The organism is Liquorilactobacillus capillatus DSM 19910 (genome assembly GCF_001434915.1).
Lineage (GTDB): Bacteria > Bacillota > Bacilli > Lactobacillales > Lactobacillaceae > Liquorilactobacillus > Liquorilactobacillus capillatus.
The window spans coordinates 126220-149926 of sequence record NZ_AZEF01000027.1; the positions used below are offsets into that span (position 1 = coordinate 126220).

General features: G+C 37.4%; 24 protein-coding genes and 1 riboswitch. Of the genes, 2 read left to right on the forward strand and 22 right to left on the reverse strand.

The features are described from left to right. Positions 1-258: 258 nt before the first annotated feature. From FC81_RS06270 to dapB, 9 genes are all read right to left on the reverse strand, one after another. Complete coding sequence (locus FC81_RS06270; protein ID WP_057744416.1) at positions 259-1719, reverse strand: S41 family peptidase; 1461 nt, start codon at positions 1717-1719, stop codon at positions 259-261. Between the two features lie 32 nt (positions 1720-1751). Further along, positions 1752-1976, reverse strand: coding sequence for a YozE family protein (locus FC81_RS06275; protein WP_057744419.1), 225 nt, complete (start codon positions 1974-1976; stop codon positions 1752-1754). Positions 1977-2001: 25 nt separating this feature from the next. Continuing rightward, positions 2002-2628 (reverse strand): YpmS family protein, encoded by a 627-nt coding sequence (locus FC81_RS06280; RefSeq protein ID WP_057744422.1) that lies wholly within the window; start codon positions 2626-2628, stop codon positions 2002-2004. Positions 2629-2632: 4 nt separating this feature from the next. Continuing rightward, positions 2633-3568: an SGNH/GDSL hydrolase family protein gene (locus tag FC81_RS06285; protein WP_057744425.1), complete on the reverse strand. Its 936-nt coding sequence runs from the start codon at positions 3566-3568 to the stop codon at positions 2633-2635. 233 nt (positions 3569-3801) lie between these two features. Beyond that, entirely contained in the window at positions 3802-4308 is a 507-nt protein-coding gene (locus FC81_RS06290) for a dihydrofolate reductase (protein ID WP_057744427.1), read from the reverse strand. A 23-nt stretch (positions 4309-4331) separates the two neighbouring features. Then, on the reverse strand, positions 4332-5288 hold the full coding sequence (locus FC81_RS06295) for a thymidylate synthase (protein WP_057744430.1): 957 nt from the start codon (positions 5286-5288) through the stop codon (positions 4332-4334). Between the two features lie 24 nt (positions 5289-5312). Continuing rightward, positions 5313-7220, reverse strand: a complete 1908-nt coding sequence (locus FC81_RS06300; RefSeq protein WP_057744432.1) for an ABC-F family ATP-binding cassette domain-containing protein — start codon at positions 7218-7220, stop codon at positions 5313-5315. Between the two features lie 33 nt (positions 7221-7253). Continuing rightward, positions 7254-8459, reverse strand: a complete 1206-nt coding sequence (locus FC81_RS06305) for a CCA tRNA nucleotidyltransferase (RefSeq protein ID WP_057744435.1) — start codon at positions 8457-8459, stop codon at positions 7254-7256. Then, positions 8456-9244 carry a 4-hydroxy-tetrahydrodipicolinate reductase gene (gene dapB, locus FC81_RS06310; protein WP_057744438.1) on the reverse strand — a complete coding sequence of 263 codons (789 nt, stop codon included), beginning with the start codon at positions 9242-9244 and terminating at the stop codon, positions 8456-8458. The genes FC81_RS06305 and dapB overlap by 4 nt, the downstream gene beginning before the upstream one ends. Before the next feature lie 265 nt (positions 9245-9509). Between dapB and FC81_RS06315 the strand changes: the two genes are divergently transcribed. Beyond that, positions 9510-10403, forward strand: a complete 894-nt coding sequence (locus tag FC81_RS06315; protein WP_057744441.1) for a YitT family protein — start codon at positions 9510-9512, stop codon at positions 10401-10403. A 109-nt stretch (positions 10404-10512) separates the two neighbouring features. After that, on the forward strand, positions 10513-11337 hold the full coding sequence (locus tag FC81_RS06320) for a phage integrase N-terminal SAM-like domain-containing protein (RefSeq protein ID WP_057744444.1): 825 nt from the start codon (positions 10513-10515) through the stop codon (positions 11335-11337). Between the two features lie 257 nt (positions 11338-11594). On the opposite strand, the gene FC81_RS06325 is transcribed toward FC81_RS06320, so the two are convergent. The 13 genes from FC81_RS06325 to FC81_RS06385 form a co-directional block, all read right to left on the reverse strand. Continuing rightward, positions 11595-12866: a tetratricopeptide repeat protein gene (locus FC81_RS06325; RefSeq protein ID WP_057744447.1), complete on the reverse strand. Its 1272-nt coding sequence runs from the start codon at positions 12864-12866 to the stop codon at positions 11595-11597. 136 nt (positions 12867-13002) lie between these two features. After that, positions 13003-13278, reverse strand: coding sequence for an HU family DNA-binding protein (locus tag FC81_RS06330; RefSeq protein WP_057744449.1), 276 nt, complete (start codon positions 13276-13278; stop codon positions 13003-13005). A gap of 228 nt (positions 13279-13506) precedes the next feature. Next, positions 13507-14817 (reverse strand): ribosome biogenesis GTPase Der, encoded by a 1311-nt coding sequence (der, locus tag FC81_RS06335; RefSeq protein ID WP_057744452.1) that lies wholly within the window; start codon positions 14815-14817, stop codon positions 13507-13509. Between the two features lie 95 nt (positions 14818-14912). Continuing rightward, entirely contained in the window at positions 14913-16130 is a 1218-nt protein-coding gene (gene rpsA / locus FC81_RS06340) for a 30S ribosomal protein S1 (protein WP_057744455.1), read from the reverse strand. An 85-nt stretch (positions 16131-16215) separates the two neighbouring features. Next, positions 16216-16893 carry a (d)CMP kinase gene (cmk, locus tag FC81_RS06345; RefSeq protein ID WP_057744458.1) on the reverse strand — a complete coding sequence of 226 codons (678 nt, stop codon included), beginning with the start codon at positions 16891-16893 and terminating at the stop codon, positions 16216-16218. 37 nt (positions 16894-16930) lie between these two features. Beyond that, on the reverse strand, positions 16931-17575 hold the full coding sequence (locus FC81_RS06350) for a LysM peptidoglycan-binding domain-containing protein (protein WP_057744461.1): 645 nt from the start codon (positions 17573-17575) through the stop codon (positions 16931-16933). A gap of 94 nt (positions 17576-17669) precedes the next feature. After that, positions 17670-19121, reverse strand: coding sequence for a RecQ family ATP-dependent DNA helicase (locus tag FC81_RS06355; protein WP_057744464.1), 1452 nt, complete (start codon positions 19119-19121; stop codon positions 17670-17672). A 43-nt stretch (positions 19122-19164) separates the two neighbouring features. After that, a complete protein-coding gene (locus FC81_RS06360) occupies positions 19165-20193 on the reverse strand; it encodes a helix-turn-helix domain-containing protein (RefSeq protein WP_057744467.1) in 1029 nt (342 codons plus the stop codon). Between the two features lie 177 nt (positions 20194-20370). After that, entirely contained in the window at positions 20371-20949 is a 579-nt protein-coding gene (locus FC81_RS06365) for an ECF transporter S component (RefSeq protein WP_057744470.1), read from the reverse strand. Positions 20950-21055: 106 nt separating this feature from the next. Continuing rightward, positions 21056-21176: riboswitch (FMN riboswitch) on the reverse strand. Between the two features lie 69 nt (positions 21177-21245). Then, positions 21246-21962: a pseudouridine synthase gene (locus FC81_RS06370; protein ID WP_057744474.1), complete on the reverse strand. Its 717-nt coding sequence runs from the start codon at positions 21960-21962 to the stop codon at positions 21246-21248. Position 21963: 1 nt separating this feature from the next. Next, positions 21964-22563 carry an SMC-Scp complex subunit ScpB gene (gene scpB, locus FC81_RS11055; protein WP_057744477.1) on the reverse strand — a complete coding sequence of 200 codons (600 nt, stop codon included), beginning with the start codon at positions 22561-22563 and terminating at the stop codon, positions 21964-21966. Further along, a complete protein-coding gene (locus FC81_RS11060) occupies positions 22564-23325 on the reverse strand; it encodes a segregation and condensation protein A (protein WP_057744480.1) in 762 nt (253 codons plus the stop codon). Further along, positions 23312-23674 carry a GNAT family N-acetyltransferase gene (locus FC81_RS06385; protein WP_057744483.1) on the reverse strand — a complete coding sequence of 121 codons (363 nt, stop codon included), beginning with the start codon at positions 23672-23674 and terminating at the stop codon, positions 23312-23314. The genes FC81_RS11060 and FC81_RS06385 overlap by 14 nt, the downstream gene beginning before the upstream one ends. Positions 23675-23707 lie beyond the last annotated feature (33 nt).

Sequence of the window (23707 nt, forward strand, 5' to 3'; positions counted from 1 at the left end):
AGTTTGCTTAATGCTTTTAATTTTTCGATAAAAATAATTTCTCCTTCTCTCTTTTAAAAGTAAATTTAAATTTATTGTAGCATACCATGCAAGCTGATTATTATAATTAATAGTTCAAGTTAAACCTCTTGATCAACAAAATAAAAAAGCTCGGCTCAAAACTATCTACTAGTTTTAAGTCGAACTCCTATAAAATTTAGTTATACTTTATCAGCTTGTAATCCTTAACTAAGATTACTTATAAAGAGAAGACTGCTTTCACTTAACTTCCTGCACCGCCGTTTGATAAGCATCATCGCTTGCAGCTATTTTAGTAGCTGTTTTTTCTTCAAGCTTTTCGATAGTTGCCTTATCAGCCTTCCCTGTTGTCTGTAGTTTGTTATCACTTTGGAATTTCTTTAGACTACCTTGTGTTGTTGCATCAAAATAACCATTAGCTTTAATTTGACCATAATCTAAAGCATTCAATAAGACCTGTATTTTCTTAACTTGTGCAGAAACATCGCCTTGTTGATATGTTTTAGTTGTATCAATAGCTGTTTGATAAGCATAACTTGGGAAGTCTTTTTTTACAGTTGGTTGCAACCCTTTGTGATGGATCCATGAGCCATCTGGAGTCAACCACTTAGCGATCGTAACTTTAAGTTCAGTCTTATCGTTGAAAGGAACAGTATTCTGGACAGTCCCTTTTCCATAAGATTTTGTACCAATCAGTTTGATATTAGCTGATTGCTTAAGTGCTCCTGAAAAGATTTCAGCTGCACTTGCACTACCACCGTTAATTAAAACGACCGACTTCTCGTTTACCTTGAAACCATCATCATATTTCTTACCAGCCTTAAAGACTTGTGGTGCTTGATCTCGAGATTGCACCTGCATTATAGTTTTTCCATCTTTTAAGAACATTGATGACATTGCTAATGCCTGATCCATCAATCCACCAGGATTATCACGCATATCAATAACAAATGATTTAGCACCTTGTTTACGTAGTTGTTTAATTTCACTTTTGAATTCAGCTGCTGTTTTTTCTGAAAAAGTTGATACTCTAAGATACCCGACTGTTGGATGTTCCTTATCTAATTTTCCCGTAACAGTCTTTACTGGGATCGTATCGCGTACAAGCGTTTTAGTAAATGTTTCAGAATTACGTTTAATCGTTAAGGTTACTTTTGTCCCTTTCTTACCTCTAATATAAGAAACTGCTTTACTTAAAGAAACACCATTCATTGACTTACCGTTGATTTTTTCAATTACATCATTCGCCTTTAGCCCCGCTTTAGCCGCTGGTGTTCCATCGATTGGTGAAACAATTTGGATTTTATCACCATTTTTTCGGACTTCTGCCCCAATTCCAGTAAAGCTACTAGAAATAGTATCATTCAAAGATTGTGTTTCTGATTTTGACATATATTCAGAGAATGGATCACCTAACGCGTTGACCATCCCACTCAAGGCTCCATTTTCTAACTTTTGCCGACTGACATGGCGATAATAATTATTATATAAAGTCGAGTATACCGCCTCAATTTTAGCCATCGATTTATTAGTCCGCTGTGCCGCAGTTAAACGCTGATCCATAATGAAGAAAACCGTACCACTACCAATTAACAAAGTCAGCAACCCAACAATGACAACTGTCAATAGGCTATATCTTTTTTTGAACCTTCCCTTATTATTCTCAACTATTTTTTCTTCTTGCTGCTGCTTCTTTACCATTAGCTCTTTCCCTCTAACTGTATTTTATTTTTCTAACTCATTTTTTCAAGATACATCTGCCAAGCTTGGTCAAAAATTGTCATCGTCGGTAAATACTCACCGTTTAATTCAAGATATTGTGAAAGTTCTTCATAGCTTTGAGAATGCTTTGGAAAACTCTGGTCATAGAACGCATTATTGGCAAATTGGGCAACTTCGTCAGTGTTTTCTGGATTTCGCTCAGTCATTAAATATTGATAAAAGCTTTTACGATACATCTATTTCACCTCTTACATAGTTGTCTTATTGCTCTAATGGTACATCAACTTTGAATCGGAAGTCATCTTTCTTCAAATCTATTTTCTGTGCTTTAACGGTAATGCGCTGTTTATTAGTTAACTCACTTAAATTTAGGGTTATCGTCTTCTCCTTGCTATTGATTGTTATCCCATTACCTAGCTTATAATTATTTTTAACATAGTTCAAAATAAAAGACGGTGGTGCGCTAAGTGAGCCAATCGCAACTGATTTGGCACGCAAACGGATATTACCGTTATCGGTGACTGTTGGTTCCGTATAGAGAGAAAAGGAAACACTTTGACCTAAAATCTTAGTTGTACCCATCAAAATAGCTGCATCACCAACATAAAACCGGTATTTTATTTGTTGATCCTTCTGTTGCTGCTTTAAGTAATAATTAATAGTCCCATTTAACTGCTTTTTATTCATTGTAACTCCAATTGAAGTATGGTCACTCTGATTGCGTTGTACAGCCTGCTTAACTTCTTTTTGACCAGGACTTTGCATTGTTACTTGTTTAGCAATAAACAATGTGGTTCCGGCTATAAAAGCTACCAGTACGATACAAAGCCACTTCCAGAGATTTATTTTCTTCTTTTGTTCCTGCTTACTATTAGCTGACCGTTGCATAAGTTCATCCCCCCGACTTTAGCCATGTTTCTTTATGTTTTAGCATAACTTGATAAAGTTTAGCCGCCATATATTTATAACCTTTTAAATTAGGGTGAAAATGATCCGTAGCGGATAAATAATTATTTTTTTCTTTTTGATTATTTAAGACCTGCGTTAGCTTCTCACCGGAAAGATTATTATAATCTGTAACCGTAGTTTGCTTAAGCTTACTCCCGTGATCATAATACTGTCCTTCAGAAAGGCGGCGTTCAACGTTAACCATATATATTTTCTTATCCTTTGCGACTGTTTGGCTAACCAATGTATTCCATTGGGCCGTATATTTTTGCATTTGTGTTAAGGCTGGAAAATAAACATAAAAAGGATTATAGACTGTATATAGAAAAATAGGTGCATCTGAATTATAAGAACGTACTGTCTTTAACAATGCAGTTAACTTTTGCGTATAGGTCTTCTGGGCAGTCGGCATAAACGTGGTTAACTGATCTGATGAAACTGAATTAAAATTTTTCTGTAATGTTTGCATCAAGTCATTTCCACCAACCGTCATTGTAATAACATTGGCCTTTTTTAAATCTTGTTGCATTTGTTCTTGCTGCAATAATCTTTCACGAATCTGGTCGCTGCGATCACCGGCTTTACCGTAATTTTTAGTTGTCACTGTCGCGTTTAAACGTCTCTCTAGGACCTGCTTAATTAGGTAAACATAACCACCATTTTGTGTAGTATCGCCTACACCTTGAGTTAATGAATCACCTAACGCGACCAATCTGACTTTAGGCGGTGTCAGTTTTTTAGGGGTTGTCTTTTTTTGTGTAACCCTATTGTTAAAAGGCCGCGACTCTTTACTGGCTAGTTTGTTCAGTCCTACATAAAAAAGGCAGGTTAGTACGACCAAAACAGCGATTAGCGTAAATACTTTTTTTATATATAACACTTAATCTTCCCCTCTATTACTAAGTTACTAATTTTTTTCTAACAAGTTAAGACTAGAAAAGTAACTATAAATGCCATTAGTATAGCAAAATTTATTTTTTTATTCAGCTTTTTAGATATTACTTAAATATAATTTAGTGAATAACTTTAGTAATAGCTGACCTTTTACAAGAATATGGCAGCATAAACTAAAACAGCCCTTAACGAGTGAGACGTCGTTTGGACTGTCTAATTTTAATTCTTCTTACGGCGATAGACTTTATACTGATGCCGGTAAAGATTTTTTTGGTTTTGTGGACCGTCAACTTCAGAAACTAATTCAAATTGATGATAATCAATTTGAGGCATAATCGTATCTGCCTTAAAAGCAGCATTAATTTTTGTAACGTATAAATAATCAACATCATCTAACAGTTGCTTAAATAACGCTGTTCCACCAATAACAAAAAATAATTCATCCTTTTTTTGTAGCAGATGACGCAATTCTGTAAGTGAATTAACAACTGTTAACCGACTATCAAAATTATATTTTGCGGCAAAATCAGTTGCGGTTGTTAAAACAATGTGCTGTCTGTGTGGTAAGAAACCCTTAAAACTCTCAAAGGTTTTTCTCCCCATCACAATCGTATGTTGAGCTGTCTGCTTTTTAAAATAAGCTAAATCTGCTGGTAGCTTCCACGGCAGGTGCCCTTGATAACCAATGTGGTGCTTTTCATCTTCTGCCCATATATATGCAAGCAATAAACTACACCCCTTTATTTAAACTACACTGCTACTGGTGCTTTGATTGCCGGTGCCGGATCATATCCTTGGAGCTTGATATCTTCCATCCCAAAATCGAAAATACTTTTTTTAGCAGGATTAAGCCAGATGGATGGCGCATTCTTTGGCTGCCGAGTCAATTGCTCTTGGACTTGTTCAATATGGTTATTATAAATATGTGCATCACCCAAGGTGTGAACAAACTCGCCCACTTCTAGATTTGTTTCATGCGCAATCAGATGTACCAACAGTGCATAACTAGCAATATTAAAAGGTACTCCCAGAAAAACATCTGCACTACGTTGATATAGCTGACAGCTCAATTTTCCATCAACTACATAAAATTGAAATAAGTTATGGCAAGGTGGTAGCGCACTTTGCGGGACATCCTCTGGGTTCCAAGCAGTTACAATCAAGCGTCTTGAATTAGGTGTTTGTTTAATACCATCGATCACATTTTGGATCTGATCGATAGTCTGTCCATCGCGAGTCTTCCAATGCCGCCATTGAGCGCCATAAACATCACCTAATTCCCCGTACTTTTGTGCAAACCCATCTTCATTTAAAACTCTTTGACAAAAAACTTTTTTTTCACTGAGGTAACTTTCTTTAAAAGCCGGGTCGTGCAATGCTCTTTGTCCGAAATCACTCATATCAGGTCCCGTATATTCAGAGCTTTCAACCCATCTTTTAAAAGCCCATTCATCCCAAATATGATTTTTGTGCTGTAGCAAAAAGCGGATGTTAGTATCGCCACGTAGAAACCACAACAATTCACTTTTTATCAAGCCAAAGGCGACTTTCTTAGTTGTTAATAAAGGGAAACCTTTACTTAAATCAAAACGCATTTGATAACCAAACAGACTATGCGTCCCCGTCCCGGTTCGATCACCCTTTAAGTGTCCTTTATTTAAAATATCACTTATTAGGTCTAAATATGGTTGTTCTAAAATCGCCATTATTACCACTGCTCCATTATAAGATTATTGATCAAATTGACTTAAATATTCCCAACGTTGCATCTGTTCTTCGACTTGCTGGTCGAACTGATCAATTTTTTGCTGTAAATCTGCCAATTTTTCATAATCAGCCCCATCAGCTTGAGTTAATTGTTCTTGTAACCCCGCCTTATCAGTTTCAAGTTGGTCAATTTGAGTTTCAAGTTTAGCAAATTCCAATTTTTCAGCATACGTTAACTTAGACTTGGTTTTTTGCTTCTCTTTATGACTCCTACGCTGATCCTGTTTACTATTTTTCTTAGCTGTTTGGGATTTTTGTTTGCTTTGTTTCTTAACTTCTTCTTCCCTAAGATAATCCGTAAAAAGTCCTGTATACTGTTCAATCTGTGCATTCCCAGCAAATATTAATAATTTATCAGCAACTTTATCCAGAAAATACCGATCATGTGAAACAGTAATTACCGCACCAGTAAAATTATCCAGATAATCCTCAAGAACTGTCAATGTTCCAATATCCAAGTCATTAGTCGGTTCATCCAATAGTAGAACATTAGGTTGCGACATCAACAGTTTTAAAAGATATAATCGGCGCTTTTCTCCGCCTGAAAGTTTTCTAATAAGCACGCCATGCATTGAACGTGGAAATAAAAACCGTTCAAGAAGTTGTGTTGTACTGATGTGCTGTCCAGTTTGATCAACAACATTTTGAGCAACCTCATTCAGATAATTAATCATTCGCTTATCTTCTGGGATGTGCTCTGTCTGTTGACGATAATAGGCTAGTTTAACTGTTTCACCAATTGTAAGAATTCCAGCATCCAGCTTGCGTTCACCTGCTAAGACATTCAATAGGCTAGACTTCCCAGCACCATTAACCCCTGTAATTCCGATACGATCATGTGCTTGAACCAGCAATTCAAAGTTCTGTAATATATTGTGTGTACCTATTTTCAAGGAACCCGCTTCAATCCCAATAACTTTTTTTCCTAGTCTTTGCTGTCCTAAAGAAATATCAACATCATCATCAACCTGAACTTTGTGCAAATTTTGTTTAAGATCATTGAATTTATTAATTCGAGCTTGTTGTTTGGTCGTTCGTGCCTTGGCACCAGTCCGCATCCACGCTAACTCTTTTTTATAAAGTTGCTGTTGTTTATGCTCTGCTGTAACTTCACGTTCAACTCGTTCCGCTTTTTGGCCAACAAAAGATTGATAATTACCCTGATACGCATATATTTTTCCAAATGATAATTCAATAATTTGAGTAGCTACTTGATCCAAAAAATAGCGATCATGGGTCACGACCAACAACGCACCCTTATAATTAGCAAGATATTTTTCTAACCACTTAATTGAATCAAAATCTAAATGGTTAGTTGGTTCATCAAGCACTAATAAATCGGGTGCCTGAATCAGAACTTGGGCTAAACCCGCCCGTTTTTTTTGACCACCTGATAAACTGCTAATTTTTTGCTTTAGATCAGTGATGTGTAACTGTGTCAGAATTGTTTTAACATCACTTTCCGCACCCCAAGCGTCTTCTTGGTTCATTTTATTTTCAGCATCAACATAACGCTGTTGGTACTTAGCATTTTCAGGATCTTGTCCGTATAACATAAGTGCTTCTTCATAGTTGCGGATTATTTGAAAAATGGGTGCTGAACCTTCAAAAATGGCGTTCATAATAGTTGCTTCCGGGTCAAGTTCAGGAACTTGCTTTAAATAACTGATCCGATATTGATTAGGCTTAATAACTTCACCACTATCCGCTGTATCTAACCCCGCCAGAACATTCAGTAAAGAAGTCTTACCAGACCCGTTAGTCCCAATCAAACCGATTCGATCATTTTCATTTATCATAAAGTCAATATCTGCAAACAAGGTTTTTTCACCATATGTTTTCGATAACTTCTCAACGCGTAAAGTTTGCATAGATTCACTCTCTCATTTTTAAATTACTCTTCTTTATTTTACCCAAGCTGAAGCAGCAGTAAGCAAAAGATCTTGCTGATTATCAAGTTCACCGTTAACAACTTGATGCTCAAGACGTTCTAGAATTACTCCCAGTTGTGGCCCAGGCTTCATCTTCAGACGGTTGATCAAAAGACCTCCATCAACTTGTAGTTCATGCTTATCTTTGATTGGCAAAGCAGCATATTTTTGCTCTAAAATATCCTCGTTGATCCCGAAACCTAAAATCACCGCAACCTCATTAGCTATTCTTAAACAATGCAGCCCGCTCCGATAATACGTCCATGAATCCATCTTTTGTTGTCGAATTAAAGTAACCAGTTCTGTTGCTACTATCACGTTACTTATCAAACTATTTGAACTTTTCCAAGCACGCAATAATTCCTTAACTCCACTAGAAGCTAAGTTACTTAAATAACACAGCAGTGTCCATGCTGCTTCTTCTTCAGTTAATTGGCTAGAATTAAGATTCATGAGTTTATTGAAGACCTGCTTCTTATCACTGAAAAGTGGGCAATAATGATACAACTCAGTTGCCATGAAATCTTTAAGTCCTGCTTGTGGATTTTTCCCTAGCAAAAGTTTTACCCATTCAACATGGATCCGTTCAACTGCCACGTTAGACAATAAGTGGGCGTTATGGTGGATAGCGTTAAGAGTCTTCTTCTCAATAATAAAATCAAGCTGACTGGCAAAGCGAACTGCTCGCATCATACGCAAAGCATCTTCGTGAAAACGTTCTTCAGCTACTCCAACTGCACGAATCATACCTTCTTTTAAATCACGCAATCCTTCAAAATGATCGATAACTTCTCCATCTGGTTTCATTGCTAAAGCATTTATCGTCAAATCACGCCGCTTCAGATCATCTTTCAACGAACGGACAAATTCAACGTGGTCTGGACGGCGGAAATCTTGATAAGTCGATTCTGTTCGAAAGGTTGTTATCTCATAAGCTCGACCATGGTCAAGCACAGTTACTGTGCCATGTTCGATCCCTGTATCTACAGTCTTTTTAAAGATTCTTTTCACTTCAGATGGATATGCACTGGTTGCAATATCAACATCATGTATTTTAAGATTCAAAATTGTGTCCCGCACACTGCCGCCGACAAAATAAGCTTCAAATCCTGCATGTTGAATAGCATTTAGAACCTCTTTTGCTTCCTCAAACTCCACTGGTAAATTTTGGATTATCATAGAATATGTTCAAGCCCAACTAATAGTTCATCGTAATCTTGGACTTTGGCAACGGCAACGGCAACACCTGACATAAATGAACTGCGATCAAAGGAATCCTGCCGAATAGTTAAGGCTTCACCTTCACTCCCAAATAAAACTTGCTCATGGGCTACATAGCCTGGTAAACGGACACTATGGATATGCATTCCTTCATAATTAGCACCACGTGCACCTGCCAGAGTTTCTTTTTCTTGCGGATTTCCTTGTTGCTTCGGAGCGCGTACCTCAGCAATTAACTTAGCTGTATTGATCGCTGTCCCGCTTGGTGCATCTAACTTATTATCATGGTGCATTTCAATTATTTCTACATTAGGAAAATACTTTGCAGCTTGCTGTGCAAATTGCATTAAAAGTACTGCTGAAATTCCGAAATTAGGTGCAATTAAGCCGCCGATTTTCTTCGCTTTTGCGAGCTTTTGAAGTTCATTTACTTGCTCATCGGTCATTCCAGTCGTCCCAACAACTGGTGAAATACCATTTTCAATTGCAAACTTAACGTTTTCATAAACGGAAGTTGGCGAAGTAAAATCAATCCAGACATCTGCAGTGCTTGATGCAATATCAGCTACTTTAGAATACACTGGTACATCTATCCCTTTAAACTCAAGATTCTCACCAAGTGTTTTTTCAGTTGCCCGCGGGTCAAAGACCCCTACTAATTCAAAATCCTTATGATCAATGACCATATGTGAAGCTGTATTTCCCATTCGGCCTTTAAAACCAGCTACGATAACTTTTTTCATTTATATCATCCTTTTCATTCAAATCTATACTTACTCATTCTAACAGATTGTTTATTTTCTTGCATCTTCAACTATGACTAGTATTCTGACTGCTTACCAGATATTATTTACCAATTAACCAATGTAATTACTGACTTCTTGCTTTAACTTATGTTATCATTTTCTAGAATCTAACATAGTTTTTTTGAGCTTCAAGAGCCTTACTTTCAGGTTATTAAGATATATTTTCAATGGCTTCCTTATTAAATAAACAGGAGATGAAAGAATGTACCAAACTAAAGATAAAATTAAAATTCGGCTAATTGACTTTATTATGATTGCTTTAGGATGTGCTTTCTATGCTTTTGGCTTAGTTAAAATTAATATTGCCAATCGTTTAGCGGAAGGTGGAATAACCGGGATTACACTTATTATTCGGTACTGGTTGCATATTGATCCCGCCTACTCAACCTTGCTGATAAATATTCCCTTAATTATTATTGCGTTTCGTTATTTAGGAAAAAATGCTCTTATCTATACTATTCATGGAACTGTTGCACTTTCTTTCTTTATCTGGCTATGGCAACGTGTTCCAATCACGATCAACATCAACCATGATATGTTTATTGCAGGTTTACTAGCTGGTTTCTTCGGTGGTGTTGGTTCTGGCCTTATTTATCGTTTTGGAGGTACAACTGGTGGTACCGATATTGTTGCGCGGATTTTTGAAAAAAAACAAGGTGTTGCAATGGGAAAAACATTATTGTCACTTGACTGTGTTGTGCTTGCACTATCCTTGAGTTATATCAGTATTCGCCAAATGATGTACACCCTTCTAGCATCATATGTTTTCTCAAGAATTATTAGTTTCACACAGGAGGGTGCTTATGCTGCACGTGGCGTCATCATTTTTAGTGGTGCTTATCAAGAAATAACTAACCAAATTATTACTGAACTTGGACGTGGTGTTAGCCATATTCAAACAACTGGTGCTTTTTCTAAAGAACAAGGACAAGCTATTTATTGTGTTGTTAGTCCTAGTGAACTAACTTCTCTTAAACGAATCGTTGAAGCAATCGACGAGCATGCCTTTATTTCGGTTTTAACGGTTAATGAAGCAATTGGAGAGGGATTTACGTATGCTCAACCACAAAAGTCTTTCTTTAGACGACGGCTTTAACCGGTCTGATAATTATTTTTTTGCGCTGCGGTTTGTGCAGCGCTCTTTTTTGTGTATAATTAAGTTAAAGTAAGAATTTACAAATTATTAATTAGGAGGTGTCACCATCATGAATTACCCTTATCAACAACGATTTGAAAAATATTTGACACGGCAAATGCTGGCCGCCTCTACAATCTCAAGTTATCAGCAAGATTTAAATGATTTTTTTAATTACCTTCGCCATTTTAATTTTAATTACCAAGAAAAACCAGCAGTTCATCTCTTACAAGAAAGTGATATTCGTGAATATCTCACCATGCTGCTCGTCAAACGTTCAGTTAAATATTCAACCTACAATAAAGTCCTCTCACATCTCACACGCTATTTTGAGTACCTTTTCCATGAAAACCTAGTCCAGGTATTACCGCCACTCTTTTTACACGGCAAGAAAGAGCTTAAACCTACTATTGCTGCACTGGATTGGCCAGAAAAGCTTGAAGATCTACTTGCAGATAATGGACTTAGTCTCTACACTCGTTTAACGTTGCTTCTCTGTGCTCATTTTTACCCAGTCAGTGAATTTTTACAGCCGGGGTTCTATACGGTCTTAAAAAAAGAAACGTTGACCAGTGCTGAACGTCATTTTATGCTTACATTTCAAACCTTTATCCAACCTCTACAAGAAAAACAAAAAACCGCTGATCTATTTCTTAAACAGCGTTTTGATCCTATTGCACCTCAACTTACTTTATCAGCTCTGCATAAGTATTTGAAAGGCGACGCACCCAAGTGTCCCTTTCCTTTAGGTCCACAAAAACTTTATCAAAACGCAATTTGTCATTATCTCAAACATCATCAGCAAGTAACTGATCAAGCAATCATGACCAGCTTACACTTGACTCCTATGTCGCTTAATTATTATCGGCAACTTTACTGGCGCTCCAAGAATTAAATTACTTTTCAAGTAGTTTCGTCCTAAAAAAACTGTCATATTATCTTTCATAACATGCTAGACACTTGACATTAAAAAAGAGCGCTTTAACTTTAGTTGTCTTTTTATTCAGCACAAAAAAGACATAGTCAAAAAATCATTTTTGACTATGTCTTTTTGATTTTAATTGTAGCAACTAACTTTTGATACTTTTACCTGCCACTTGGCTATTAAAGCTATCACTACATTCTTTATATTTTTCTCATCAAAAAAACTATTTAATAACCTAGGTCATCCTGTAATTCAGCTTGCAAGTCAAGCATTTCCAAATCGCTTGGTACGAGCTTCAAATATGCTGTTATACATTTAGCTGCCTCATGCAGCTTACCAACACTCCGGTAGAAAAAGCTAACTTCACGTAAAAAGTCAGGCTGACTATTAAAGGATTGTTCGGCAGCTTGGTAATTTTCAAGTGCGTGCTGGTCATCTTCAAGCTCAGCATACGACTTGCCTAAGTTCCAATACAATTGCGGATCTGTTTCGTCAGCCTGCAAGTAACCAGTTAGTAAGTCAATATTTTCCTGATATCTTCTCAAAGCAACTAGAAGATTGCTCAACTGAATAACAATCGTCATATTATCAGGCTCTAATGCTAGTGCTGAGCGCAGATACTGTTCAGCCGACTGTGGCTGTTGTAATTTAAGCGCAACTGAACTTGCTAGCTGGTAAAGTTTTATATTATATTGGTCTACCCGCAAACCTTCTTGGAGAACTTCCAAGGCTTGTTGCAACAAGCCTTGCTGTTCATATGCTTCTGCAAGGTACGGATACACAGTCGTATAATCTGCACTACTCTTTTTTAGCTTTGTAAAATGTTTAATCGCTTCATCGTAATGTTTGAGCTGCAAGGCTGTAAAAGCTAACTGAAAACGTGTATCGTCATCGATATCATCTTCATGTACCTGTTCTAAATAGCCTAGTGCCTGCTCCAATTTACCGCTTGCAGCATATGCAAAACCTAACCGCTGTGCGAATTTTACTTGCGAGAGTTCAGTAACGCCTGATTTAACTAGCTTTAAGTATAATGGAATTGCTTGATGATATTTTTTAACGTCAAAGTAAAGTTCAGCTAACGCAAAAATAATAATCGGTTCTTCAGGCGCAATTTGATATGCATCTAATAGTTTTTGTTCGCTAACTTCAAATAAGCCTTGTGTCTGATATAAATCTGCAGCAACTAAAAGTGCCTTTAAATAGGCACTTGAACTTGGTTTCACAGCTGTGAGATAATTTAATGCTTCATCACTTTGGCCTTCACTTATAGCAATATCTGCTAAAGCTGTCCGTAATTCATCTTCTTGCGGGTATTTTTTTAAAAGAAATTGATAGGCTCTTTGTGCTAACTCTGAAAATCCCAACGAATAGAGTTCTTCCGCCAAACTATAAATTAAATCTGCATCATCTTCTTGAAGAGCTTTTTTAAATTCAGTTTGCAGCCCATCGAAATTTCCCATCTCAATCATTGAAATCACTTTAGCTGAACGGCTCATAAAATCATCCTTTTTTGTTAATCACTACTAGTAAAATCCTATTTTCTTGATGAAAACCATGGCATTTATTTACACCTACAACAAAAAAGTCAGGACTAAAGTCCCGACTTCATTCAGACGAATAGTGATCCACTATCTATTTAACAGCATCCTTTAAAGCTTTACCTGGTTTAAAAGCAGGTACTTTACTTGCAGGAATTTGAATTTCTTTACCTGTTTGTGGGTTACGACCCTTACGAGCAGCGCGTTGGCGTACTTCGAAGTTACCAAACCCGATTAATTGAACCTTTTCGCCTTCTGCTAATGTTTCTTGAATCGTTTCAAAAACAGCATCAACAGCTGAAGTTGCATCTTTCTTAGTCAAACCAGTCTTAGTTGCAACTGTTTCGATCAATTGTGCTTTGTTTGCCATGTGTTTCACCTCCTCATACGAAGATTTATACACAGATAAGTAATCTGTGAGCTTCCATTTTGGAAACACCAAAATGATGAAACAATGACTAACAAATCATTATCTCTTTTACTAAGATAGCATATAAAGCCTAATATAACAAGGTTTTTCACTTTTTCGGCTTAGAAAAAGCTCAAAAAAACAAGCTTACTATACCAACATCAGAAAATTACTTTTTATACTCTAAACTTACTTTCGTTTTCTTTCAATAATATGAATTGGTGTCCCCACAAAATCAAAAGCTTCTCTTATCTGATTCTCAATAAATCGTTCATACGAAAAATGCATCAATTCAATATCATTAACAAAAATAATAAAAGTTGGCGGTTTTACAGCAACTTGTGTCGCATAATAGATTCGCAGCCGCTTACCATTATCTGTTGGTGTTGGATTACGTGCGATCGCATCCATAATCACATCATTAAGGACGGCTGAACTAATCCTACGTTCATGGTTTGCACTAATACGTTTTATTAAATCAGGCAATTTATCTAAGCGCTGCTTAGTTACAGCTGAAACAAAAATAATTGGTGCGTAACTTAGGTACTGAAACTCACGTCGAATTAATGCTTCAAATTCCTGCATAGTTTGATTGTCTTTCTTAACAGTATCCCATTTGTTCACCAAGATAATAATTCCACGTCCGGCCTCATGTGCATAGCCCGCGACCCTTTTATCTTGTTCGCGAATACCTTCTTCAGCATTCAAGACAACAAGCACCACATCGGAACGATCAATTGCACGCATAGCACGTAAAACAGCATACTTTTCAGTATTTTCATATACTTTACCTTTTTTACGAATACCTGCAGTATCAATAACACTAAATTTATCACCTGTTGTAGTGACAAACGGCGTATCTATCGCATCACGAGTCGTTCCTTCAATATTAGAAACGATTACTCGATTCTCACCTAAAATAGCATTGACCAGTGAAGACTTTCCGACATTAGGACGACCGATTAAACTAAATTTAACTTCATCCTCATCTTCCTGAATATCCATTTTAGGAAAAGAACGACAGACTTGATCTAACAGATCCCCAATTCCAATTCCGTGTGTACTTGAAATAGCCACTGGTTCACCAAAGCCTAATGAATAAAAATCATAGATATCCCCCTTCAATTCAGGGTTATCCACCTTATTAACAGCTACAATAACTGGCTTATCAGAACGATATAAAATATGTGCGACCTTTTCATCTGCGTCCGTTACGCCCTCTCTAACACTAACTACAAAAATAATAACATCTGCTTCATTGATAGCTATCTCAGCTTGTTCCGTGATTTGGGTCAGAAAAGGTTCATCACCAAGGTCGATTCCACCGGTATCAATTAAATCAAATTTTTGACCTAACCATTCACTATGCGTATAGATTCGATCACGAGTCACGCCAGCAACATCTTCAACGATGGAAATTCGTTCACCCGCAATTCGATTAAAAACCGTTGATTTTCCTACATTAGGGCGCCCGACAATTGCAACTACTGGATTAGACATAGTATCCCACCTCGCTTTCTAAAAAAATAATAGTTCAGTAAAAAACTGACTCAAAAGTTTTCTTTTGAGTCAGCCAGATTGGTTTCAATCAAAAATTACTTGTCTTCATCATCATTCTTGAGATCACCTACAAGGTCACCAAGAGTGAAACCAGTACTTTCTTCTGGTGCTTCAGTCTTAGTATTCTTGTGTTCTGCCTTTTTCATTTCAGGTTCATTAGAAGCAGGAGTTGGTTTTTCTTCAAGTGCTTTAATTGATAAAGCTAAGCGATGCTCATCAGCATGAACATTAAGGACCTTAACTTTAACCTGTTCACCAGAAGTTAGAACTTCATTCGGTGTCGCGATATGTTTATGTGAGATTTGTGAAATATGAACTAAACCTTCAACACCTGGGAAAACTTCAACAAAAGCGCCGAAGCTCGTCAAACGTTTTACCGTTCCTTCAAGGATATCGCCTTCTGCAACTTTTTGATTAAGATCATCCCATGGTTGTGGTAAAGTTTGCTTAATTGAAAGTGAGATTCTTTCTTTTTCAGGATCAACTGCTAAAACTTTAACTTTAACTGTTTCGCCAACCTTCAAAACATCAGATGGTTTTTCAACACGTTCGTATGCAATTTCTGAAACATGCACTAAACCATCAACACCGCCTAAATCAATAAACGCACCAAAACTTGTTAAACGAGCAATCTTACCTTCGATAACATCGCCAACAACTAATTTCGACATTGTTTCTGCCTTCTTAGCTTCGCGTTCCTTTTTAACAATTTCTTTATGTGAAAGGATTAAACGATTTTCACTTGGTTCAATTTCAATAATTTTCAATTCTAATGTTTGACCCTTATATTGGTTCAGATCTTCAACAAAACGATCATCAACCATTGAAGCAGGGATAAAGCCACGAACACCAGCATCAACAACCAGACCACCCTTAACAACTTGAGTTACAGGGGCTGTAATCGTTTCACCAGCTTCGAATTCCTTCTCAATTTCATCCCAAACTTTTCTTGCCTCTAAGCGGCGTTGTGATAAGAGGTAACTACCGCCTTCTTTATCCGAACCAATTTTAGAAATAACAACAAGGTCAAGTACATCACCGACTTTGATTGTTTCTTCGATATCTTCACCGACCTTGGTGACTAATTCTTTGAAAGGTACGACCCCTTCAACACCGGTACCTTCAATTCCAACAATAACTTGTTTGGAATCATCAAGTGCTAAAACTTCTCCTTTGACAACATTGCCAATCTTAACCTCACTGACGCTATCTAACGCTTCTAATAAATCTTTATTTGCATCTGATTCATTCATGGACTATGTCCTCCTTAACGACTATAACTCTATTTCCCATTCTAGCTGAAATTAACAATAAATGCCAGTCAAAATGTCTTTTTAGCTATTTTTTACCCTTTTTTTGTATTATTTCCATAATTTTTGCGACAACTTCATCAATTGAGAGTTGAGTTGTGTCGACTTTTATTGCATCGACTGCTTGAACAAGCGGTGAAACTGCTCTAGTTGAATCTTTATAATCTCGTTTAGCTATTTCTTGTTCTAATTGTTTCAAATCTGCAACGATTCCCTTAGCTTTATTTTCCTTATAGCGCCGTAAAGCTCGCTCCTTGACACTCGCAACTAAGAAAATCTTAACGTTTGCATTGGGGAGAACAGTTGTTCCGATATCACGACCATCCATTACAATTCCGCCATTTGCAGCAATTTCCTGTTGTCGTTTAGTAAGAGCTTTACGTACACTGACTTGGGCAGCAATAGTTGAAACACTACGCGCTATTTCAGGTAACCGAATCGCAGTCGTAACTTCAGCATGACCAACATAGACTCGTTGACCATCTACAGCTGGTTTGAAGCTGATTTCTAAGTTTTTCAACATTTTCTCCAGTGCAGCATTATCGTCAGCCTTAATGCCCTCTTTACGAGCTGCCCATGTTACAGCGCGATACATCGCTCCAGTATCACAATACACATATCCTAGTTGATGGGCCACCAATTTGGCAACTGTACTTTTCCCAGCTGAAGCAGGGCCATCAATTGCAATTTGCAATAAATCATCCATCTAAAAAAACGCTCCTAACAACCTCTAATAAATTTTTTTATTTAACACGTACTGATTGCCCCGGCGCCAAAGTTGCCCCGCTACTTAAAGACGGATTCAACTGCAGCAACTCCTCAACGGTTAAACCATTATTGACCGCTACACGATAAATACCCTGACCGGCCCCGACGGTTGCATAGTTCGTAGAACTTGAACTGCTACTTGTCACGCTTGAAGAAGCCGCTGACTCATTTTGAGAACTTTGCGAGCTTCCGTTAACCACTTCCTCATTCGCTACACTTGAACTGGCAGCCGTAGATGCACTCGTGCTTTGGTTATCAACTTTTGATTCACTTACACTAGTTGTGCTTTTACTCGCCTTAGAATCAGTAGTTCGTTGCTCAGCGGTAGTTTTTTTCGAACTGCTTTTCTTTGTTTTCTTCTTGGAAGTTGAAGCAACGACGTTGACATCGCCTCCTTCCGAAGACGGCTGCATTGAACTTCGTTGTGATAAAAAATATGCCGCTACAGTACCAATTATGATAGCAATAAAAATAATTAATAAAGATGTCGTCAATACTGTATTGGTCCGTGTCTTTTTCCGATTAGCTGTCCGCGAATAGTTACCGCTATCATCACGCTCATCTTCAAATGTCTTAGCCCAAGGTTGATTGTTTCCTTGTTCTTCCTTCTCATGGCTCATGCCTTATCCCTCCCTAACTTATTATCATTATTTTACCATAAGAATAATTATCCAGACAGCTCAGTTACTGTTAAATAGCAATTTCTCTTTAGCCTCAAAGATTAAAGAGTTTTTCTATTATACGGCGATAATTATTTTTGGCTGGTTCAGGGCTGTCTTCTTCAGTGTCTCTTATCATCCACAAAAATTCAAGCGGAAGCTTTTCGCCCAGTAACTGACAGCAGTGGCTATTGTGCTGTTGCGTATCTTTTTCTCCAAAATATTCCCTTATGTATCGTCGTCGGCAGCCGCTTGTGTTAATATACGCCAAAATCTCACTTAAATTACGGTTTTTACTCTGACGCCTTCTAGTGAAAAGCTCTTTAATTGCAGTGCTAGATAAACCTTGCTTCCGGTAATAATCTAATAGTTCACCTTGCTCACCTACATGTCCCGTAAGACGTTGCGCATTATCCATATAATATTGGATCAAATCATTGTCAGGCAATGTAGCATTCATTAAATGTCTCTGAAGGTTAGCATCATTCTGATGATACAAAAGAATAGCGATGCTCTGCTTCCCATCACGTCCTGCACGTCCAATCTCTTGCAAATAGCTTTCCAAATCGGCAGGTAGATGATAATGAATGATGTAACGGATATTTTTCTTGTTGATCCCCATCCCAAAAGCACTAGTAGCACAAACGACATCTAACTCACCCTGCATAAACTGTTGCTGAATAGCATACCGGTCAGAAGAACTCAGACCAGCATGATAGGAGTTGACACGCAGCATTGTTTTCTGCCTAAGCAGATCTGCAATCTCATCTGCCTTTTTCTTACTTGAAAAATAAATCAAGCCAGGCGTTCTTAACTGGTTAACCAAAGATATTAAACGCTGTTTTTTCTCTTTTTGATCACTAATTTTTTCTACTGCTAAAAAAATATTAGGTCTGTCGACTGAATACCGGATAACCGTTACTTTTTTGGTACCAAAAAGGCTGCGGCAGATATCTGCCGCAACTTCGTCAGTTGCCGTAGCGGTCAAAGCCAATGTAACCGGATCACGTAACTGTTTACGCAAGTTTCCTAATCCGAGATAGTCTGGGCGAAAATCCGGACCCCATTTTGAGATACAGTGTGCTTCATCAACAACTAATAACCCTAAATCGAGATTAAGTAAAGCTTGAATAACTTCTTTTTTATTAAGCATTTCAGGTGCAAGGTAGATAAAATCAAACCGAGCAAGATTCGCAACTGCCTGCTTTTTATATCTACCAGACAGCGCAGAAGTCAATGCAATTACCCTTTTTTCACCAATAAATTGTAATTGTTCAACTTGGTCCTGCATTAATGATATCAACGGGGAAATAATAACTACTGGTTTTTGAAGCAGTTTTCCTACCAATTGATAACACAAAGATTTACCTGTTCCCGTTGGTAAAATCGCCATTGTTGATTCGCCCGCTAATAACTTACGGATAATTTTTTCTTGTCCCTCACGGAAAGTAGTAAAATTAAAATAATGTTTTAATGCTTTTTTTAATTGCTCGTCAGTAGGTTGCATTTTTCCTCACAATTTACCTTTCTTTATTCACGGCAAAATCCAATTACCTAGACAACTCTACTTTACTCTGTTCTATTTGATACAATCTGAACTTAGTAAATGAACTTTGCGGATCAGCTTGTTGTATTTTTTCATACCGCCAGTTATCGATCTCACCTTGAAAAATTTTATTGAAAAGCACATAGTCCTGTGGGGTAAGCAGTCTTTTAAAATCAAATTCCGGTATAAAAATTGCTGCTTCTAGTAAGTGTTCACTGACCGTACCAGCTTTTAAGTTACGCATTTTCCCGATCCTAGCGAGCGGTATACCTGCTTGGTATAACTTGTATGTTTCAAGTGTACTTTGCGCCAATAGATTTTGTTTTAACAACGCTTGTGCCAAGGACTTAAAAATACTTGTTCCCTTAGCCAAGAAGTCAATTAGCTGACTACCTAAATCTCGTCCCAGATTTTCAATGTCAGCTCCTGTATACGTACTATTATAAGCTAATTGTTCTGCCGTTTTTGCAATTACCTTATGCCCTGAAAATAATTGCATAAAAAGGTCTGCGTCGCTTGAATTCATTTGTTTTAAAAACTCCAGCAGTTGATTTCCAAGCTGCTGCCCAAGATTTTTACAGTAATATTTTTGATACCATTGCTTAATGATAACACGAGCCTGCATTGAAGAGTTCACTACATAATACTGTTTGTTTTGATAACTTGTTTCAGATACCACTTGGACTAAAAGCTGTAACACTTCATGCCACAAGGGCGTCTTCAACCGACTAAACAAAAATGGTTTTGTTATCCGATAGTGCTTTTTCTCAAATGCCTGACTTTGATTTAGACCGGCTAGACTTAACCTCAGTCCTTGCTTTTCCTCAATTAGCCAGCCTTTTACCAGCATTGTTTTAATTACTGCATCAAATTGTTCCCGCTGCAATTGAGGGTAAGTTGCCAGCCAATCAAGGATTCCATACCGTAGACCCCAAAAAAGGTTTGACACAGTCCGCTTATTTAACAATACTTGACGGATAACTGCAGGCCTCCTAGGTTGAGTCGTTGAAAAAAAGTAAAGCAACTCCTCCATTATTATCCCCTTCCTTAACTTCCTTAAACCTAGTATAACCACCTAAACTAGTAATATAGCTTTTTTAACGAGAAAAACAAGGTATCACGTAAGTCTTTACGAAGTTATTGTTAACCTCAGTATATACTTAGTGATATCCTTGCCTAATCTTACCTTATTACAATAGAAATTTTTTTATTAGTGTAATACAACCGACTTTTTCGTCAACCAAACGCGCATCTTAGCAAATGCTATCCAGAACACACCTCCAACTAAGATCCCTTTAATCAAGTTGAAAGGCACGACTCCTATTAGGACTAAATCTGCTAATGGTAATGAGAGTTTCATTCCTAAAACCGCCATATACAACGGTGTTATCACCAACCAGTTAGCCAACGAAAGTAATATAGTCAAACTGAGCGTTGCTAAAGTAATTGTTTTGATTATATTTAAAGGCGTCACACGTGGATTCCTTCTCATAAGGTAAAAGAGCGGTAATGTAAATACCAATGAAGCAAATAGATTAGTTGAAACACCGATCAAACTTGCAAGTGAAGGTCCTGAAATAAGGAAATACAGTACCGACCTCAATAACGCAATTTCAATTCCACCAAGCGGACCTAGTACTAACATCCCGAAAATAATCGGTAAGTCAGAAAAATCGATCTTCATATACGGTACAATAGGAATAACAGAAAAAGAAACAAACATTAATAAATAAGAAATCCCTGCAAGACAAGCAGCAATAACGTACCTACGAGAACCAGAATATAACATCAAAAAAACCTCCATGATGTCTATCTTCACGGCGCTTATTGAAAAATAAAAGACTCTGCTGATCAGAGGATCAACAGAGTCTATTTGCGTCATTTCATCAAATAAGCCCTATCTTCTTTATCCAGACTTTACTGTCGGCACTGGAATCACACCAGTTCAACTACATCACTGTAGGTCGCGGCCTATTACCGCCGGTCGGGAGTCTCACCCTGCCCCTGAAGACAAACTAATTATTTTTTTACGAATTAAATTTATCATACCATATCTTTTATTGCAAGCGATATCCTTTATTATGGCTAATTATTTTTTAAACGTTCGACTTCATCCCGTGTCAATGGCCGGTATTCACCTGAAACCAAACCTTGTAAAGTTAAGAAACCATACGAGGAACGTCGTAACTTTTCAACTGGATATCCAATTGCAGCCAACATTTTCTTAACCTGGTGATAACGTCCCTCATGGATTGTTAATGAGATCAATGCTTTTTTCTTTTTTTGGTCTGTTGAAATAATTTTGCTCTTGGCAGGTGCTGTTGTATATTTGTCGATTTTAACTCCTAAACGCAATTTTTTCAGTGCGTCGTTATTAGGAATGCCAGTCACTTTAGCTAAATAAGTTTTCTCGATCTTATAACGAGGATGCATCAATTTGTTTGCCAATTCACCATCATTAGTCATCAACAGTAATCCTGAAGTATCATAATCTAGCCGCCCAACAGGGTAAACACGTTCTGTGATTGCGGTAAAGTAATCTGTTACTACTTTTCGACCCTTATCATCCGAAACAGCTGAGATAACCCCCCGCGGTTTATAAAATAGATAATAAACTTTCTTTTCACGTTCAAGAACGTGACCGTTAACTGTAATTACATCTTGTGGACTAACCTTAGTTCCCAATTCACTAACTACTTTTCCATTAACCTTAACTCGGCCTTCTGTAATCATCTTTTCAGAAGCACGACGTGAAGCAACCCCCGCATTGGCCATTACTTTTTGTAATCGTTCAATCTCCATTCTAAGCTCCTTCCCTTTCTACTCCATTTTCTATAGCTTGGTCAAAAAGTTCCATTAAATTTTGACTGCTATTTTCAAGCTGTAGTTCATCTTTGACTGGTAATTCCGGTAGATCAGCTAATTTTTTTAAACCAAAGTAATCTAAAAAACTTTCTGTTGTTCCATACACGATAGGTTTCCCCGGTGCATCCAGCCGTCCTTTTTCATTAATTAAATTAAAAGCCAGTAGTTTATGCAACGTTCCATTCGACTGAACCCCTCTAACCTGTTCAATTCGAATACGTGTCACCGGCTGATAATATGCTATAATCGCCAATGTTTCAAGCGATGCGCGTGATAATACAGTGGTGCTCGGTTCTTCAAAGTAATGTTTCAACAAGGCTGCATATTTACCCTTCGTAGCCAGCCGATACCGCTCTTCTGTTACAAGGAGCTCCAAACTACACTCAGAATCCTTAACGTACTTTTTCTGTAACTGAAGGAGCTGTTCTTGGACAGCCGGCTTCATTAGCCCGGTACATTCAGCCAACTGCTGCAAAGAGATCCCTGTACTCCCGCTCGCAAATAATAAACTCTCTATTTTAGCTAAATTTGATAACACCTACACAACACCTCTCACCCATATTGGACCTAAATCTTTCATCTGTGTGGCAGTCGCTGCCCCACGTTTCATTAACTCTAGCAACGCTAAAAAAGTTGTTACAAAATATTCAGGTCCATTTTGGTCATCGAATAAGTTTTCAAAGTTAAGTGGCTGATTCGCCGTTCGGAGTCGTTTAGTCAACCTAGTTACAGCTTCTTTTAACGTATATTTTTCTTTGTGTACGTGTTGTACTTTTGGTTTATGAAGCTGCTTTTTGAGCAATACTTGGACTAATGCTTGTTGGAGCTTCTGTGGACTAACATGACCGTTTAAATATTCTTGCTGTACGTCTAACGGGGCATCTTCCTGTTCACGTGTATAGTGTTCTGCACGTTTAGCAGCTAATTTACCCAGCTCCTCAGAAACAACTTGAAAACATTGATGTGTCAACAACTGCTGTACTAACTCTGTACGCGGATCTTCCTCTCTTTCTGGTTCGACTACTACTGGTCGCTGTGGCAATAACATTTTGCTTTTTATATTTATCAAGGTTGCTGCCATAACTAAATACTCCCCAGCAATGTCAAGTGATAGAACCCGCATTTCATGCAGATACTCAATATACTGAGAAGTAATTTCAACCATTGGGATATCGTAAATATCCATTTTATTTTGTTTAATCAAATGTAATAGTAAATCTAGCGGTCCCTCAAATGCGTCTACTTTAAAGGTCAGTTTAGTTGAAGAAGCCAGTAGCTGTTCTTTATCATTTACTGTCATTTTTTCTTTCCCATTTAGTTATTAACTTCGAAGTATCAAAACTTCCCATTAATTTACAGTTTTGATACAGTTCCGTAAGAGCATCTAACATCTGAAAACTGACACCCTCATTTCTTTCTGTTGGTGTCACGGCTATATGCCTTATCATTAAAATATCATCACTAGCTTCTACTCCAATAACACCAATAAAATCACCATCACCATTTTTCCATAAAAATAAACTTCTCTCTTTTTCGCTAGCGTACCATTTAAGCTCAGCTTTCAGATGAGAAATTTCCTTTAAATCAGGTATGAACGATAACAAGCCCATCGTGATTTTTTCATAATCGTTTTTATACTTGTAAAGCATGTTTGACCTCCTGTGGTCCCAACAAATTATCGC

Excerpts from the sequence above, each read along its gene's own strand:
- FC81_RS06270 (WP_057744416.1), bottom strand. The coding sequence starts at position 1,719 with ATGGTAAAGAAGCAGCAGCAAGAAGAAAAAATAGTTGAGAATAATAAG.
- FC81_RS06275 (WP_057744419.1), bottom strand. The coding sequence starts at position 1,976 with ATGTATCGTAAAAGCTTTTATCAATATTTAATGACTGAGCGAAATCCA.
- FC81_RS06280 (WP_057744422.1), bottom strand. The coding sequence starts at position 2,628 with ATGCAACGGTCAGCTAATAGTAAGCAGGAACAAAAGAAGAAAATAAAT.
- FC81_RS06295 (WP_057744430.1), bottom strand. The coding sequence starts at position 5,288 with ATGGCGATTTTAGAACAACCATATTTAGACCTAATAAGTGATATTTTA.
- FC81_RS06300 (WP_057744432.1), bottom strand. The coding sequence starts at position 7,220 with ATGCAAACTTTACGCGTTGAGAAGTTATCGAAAACATATGGTGAAAAA.
- FC81_RS06305 (WP_057744435.1), bottom strand. The coding sequence starts at position 8,459 with ATGATAATCCAAAATTTACCAGTGGAGTTTGAGGAAGCAAAAGAGGTT.
- dapB (WP_057744438.1), bottom strand. The coding sequence starts at position 9,244 with ATGAAAAAAGTTATCGTAGCTGGTTTTAAAGGCCGAATGGGAAATACA.
- FC81_RS06315 (WP_057744441.1), top strand. The coding sequence starts at position 9,510 with ATGTACCAAACTAAAGATAAAATTAAAATTCGGCTAATTGACTTTATT.
- FC81_RS06320 (WP_057744444.1), top strand. The coding sequence starts at position 10,513 with ATGAATTACCCTTATCAACAACGATTTGAAAAATATTTGACACGGCAA.
- FC81_RS06325 (WP_057744447.1), bottom strand. The coding sequence starts at position 12,866 with ATGAGCCGTTCAGCTAAAGTGATTTCAATGATTGAGATGGGAAATTTC.
- FC81_RS06330 (WP_057744449.1), bottom strand. The coding sequence starts at position 13,278 with ATGGCAAACAAAGCACAATTGATCGAAACAGTTGCAACTAAGACTGGT.
- der (WP_057744452.1), bottom strand. The coding sequence starts at position 14,817 with ATGTCTAATCCAGTAGTTGCAATTGTCGGGCGCCCTAATGTAGGAAAA.
- rpsA (WP_057744455.1), bottom strand. The coding sequence starts at position 16,130 with ATGAATGAATCAGATGCAAATAAAGATTTATTAGAAGCGTTAGATAGC.
- cmk (WP_057744458.1), bottom strand. The coding sequence starts at position 16,893 with ATGGATGATTTATTGCAAATTGCAATTGATGGCCCTGCTTCAGCTGGG.
- FC81_RS06350 (WP_057744461.1), bottom strand. The coding sequence starts at position 17,575 with ATGAGCCATGAGAAGGAAGAACAAGGAAACAATCAACCTTGGGCTAAG.
- FC81_RS06355 (WP_057744464.1), bottom strand. The coding sequence starts at position 19,121 with ATGCAACCTACTGACGAGCAATTAAAAAAAGCATTAAAACATTATTTT.
- FC81_RS06360 (WP_057744467.1), bottom strand. The coding sequence starts at position 20,193 with ATGGAGGAGTTGCTTTACTTTTTTTCAACGACTCAACCTAGGAGGCCT.
- FC81_RS06365 (WP_057744470.1), bottom strand. The coding sequence starts at position 20,949 with ATGTTATATTCTGGTTCTCGTAGGTACGTTATTGCTGCTTGTCTTGCA.
- FC81_RS06370 (WP_057744474.1), bottom strand. The coding sequence starts at position 21,962 with ATGGAGATTGAACGATTACAAAAAGTAATGGCCAATGCGGGGGTTGCT.
- FC81_RS11060 (WP_057744480.1), bottom strand. The coding sequence starts at position 23,325 with ATGACAGTAAATGATAAAGAACAGCTACTGGCTTCTTCAACTAAACTG.
- FC81_RS06385 (WP_057744483.1), bottom strand. The coding sequence starts at position 23,674 with ATGCTTTACAAGTATAAAAACGATTATGAAAAAATCACGATGGGCTTG.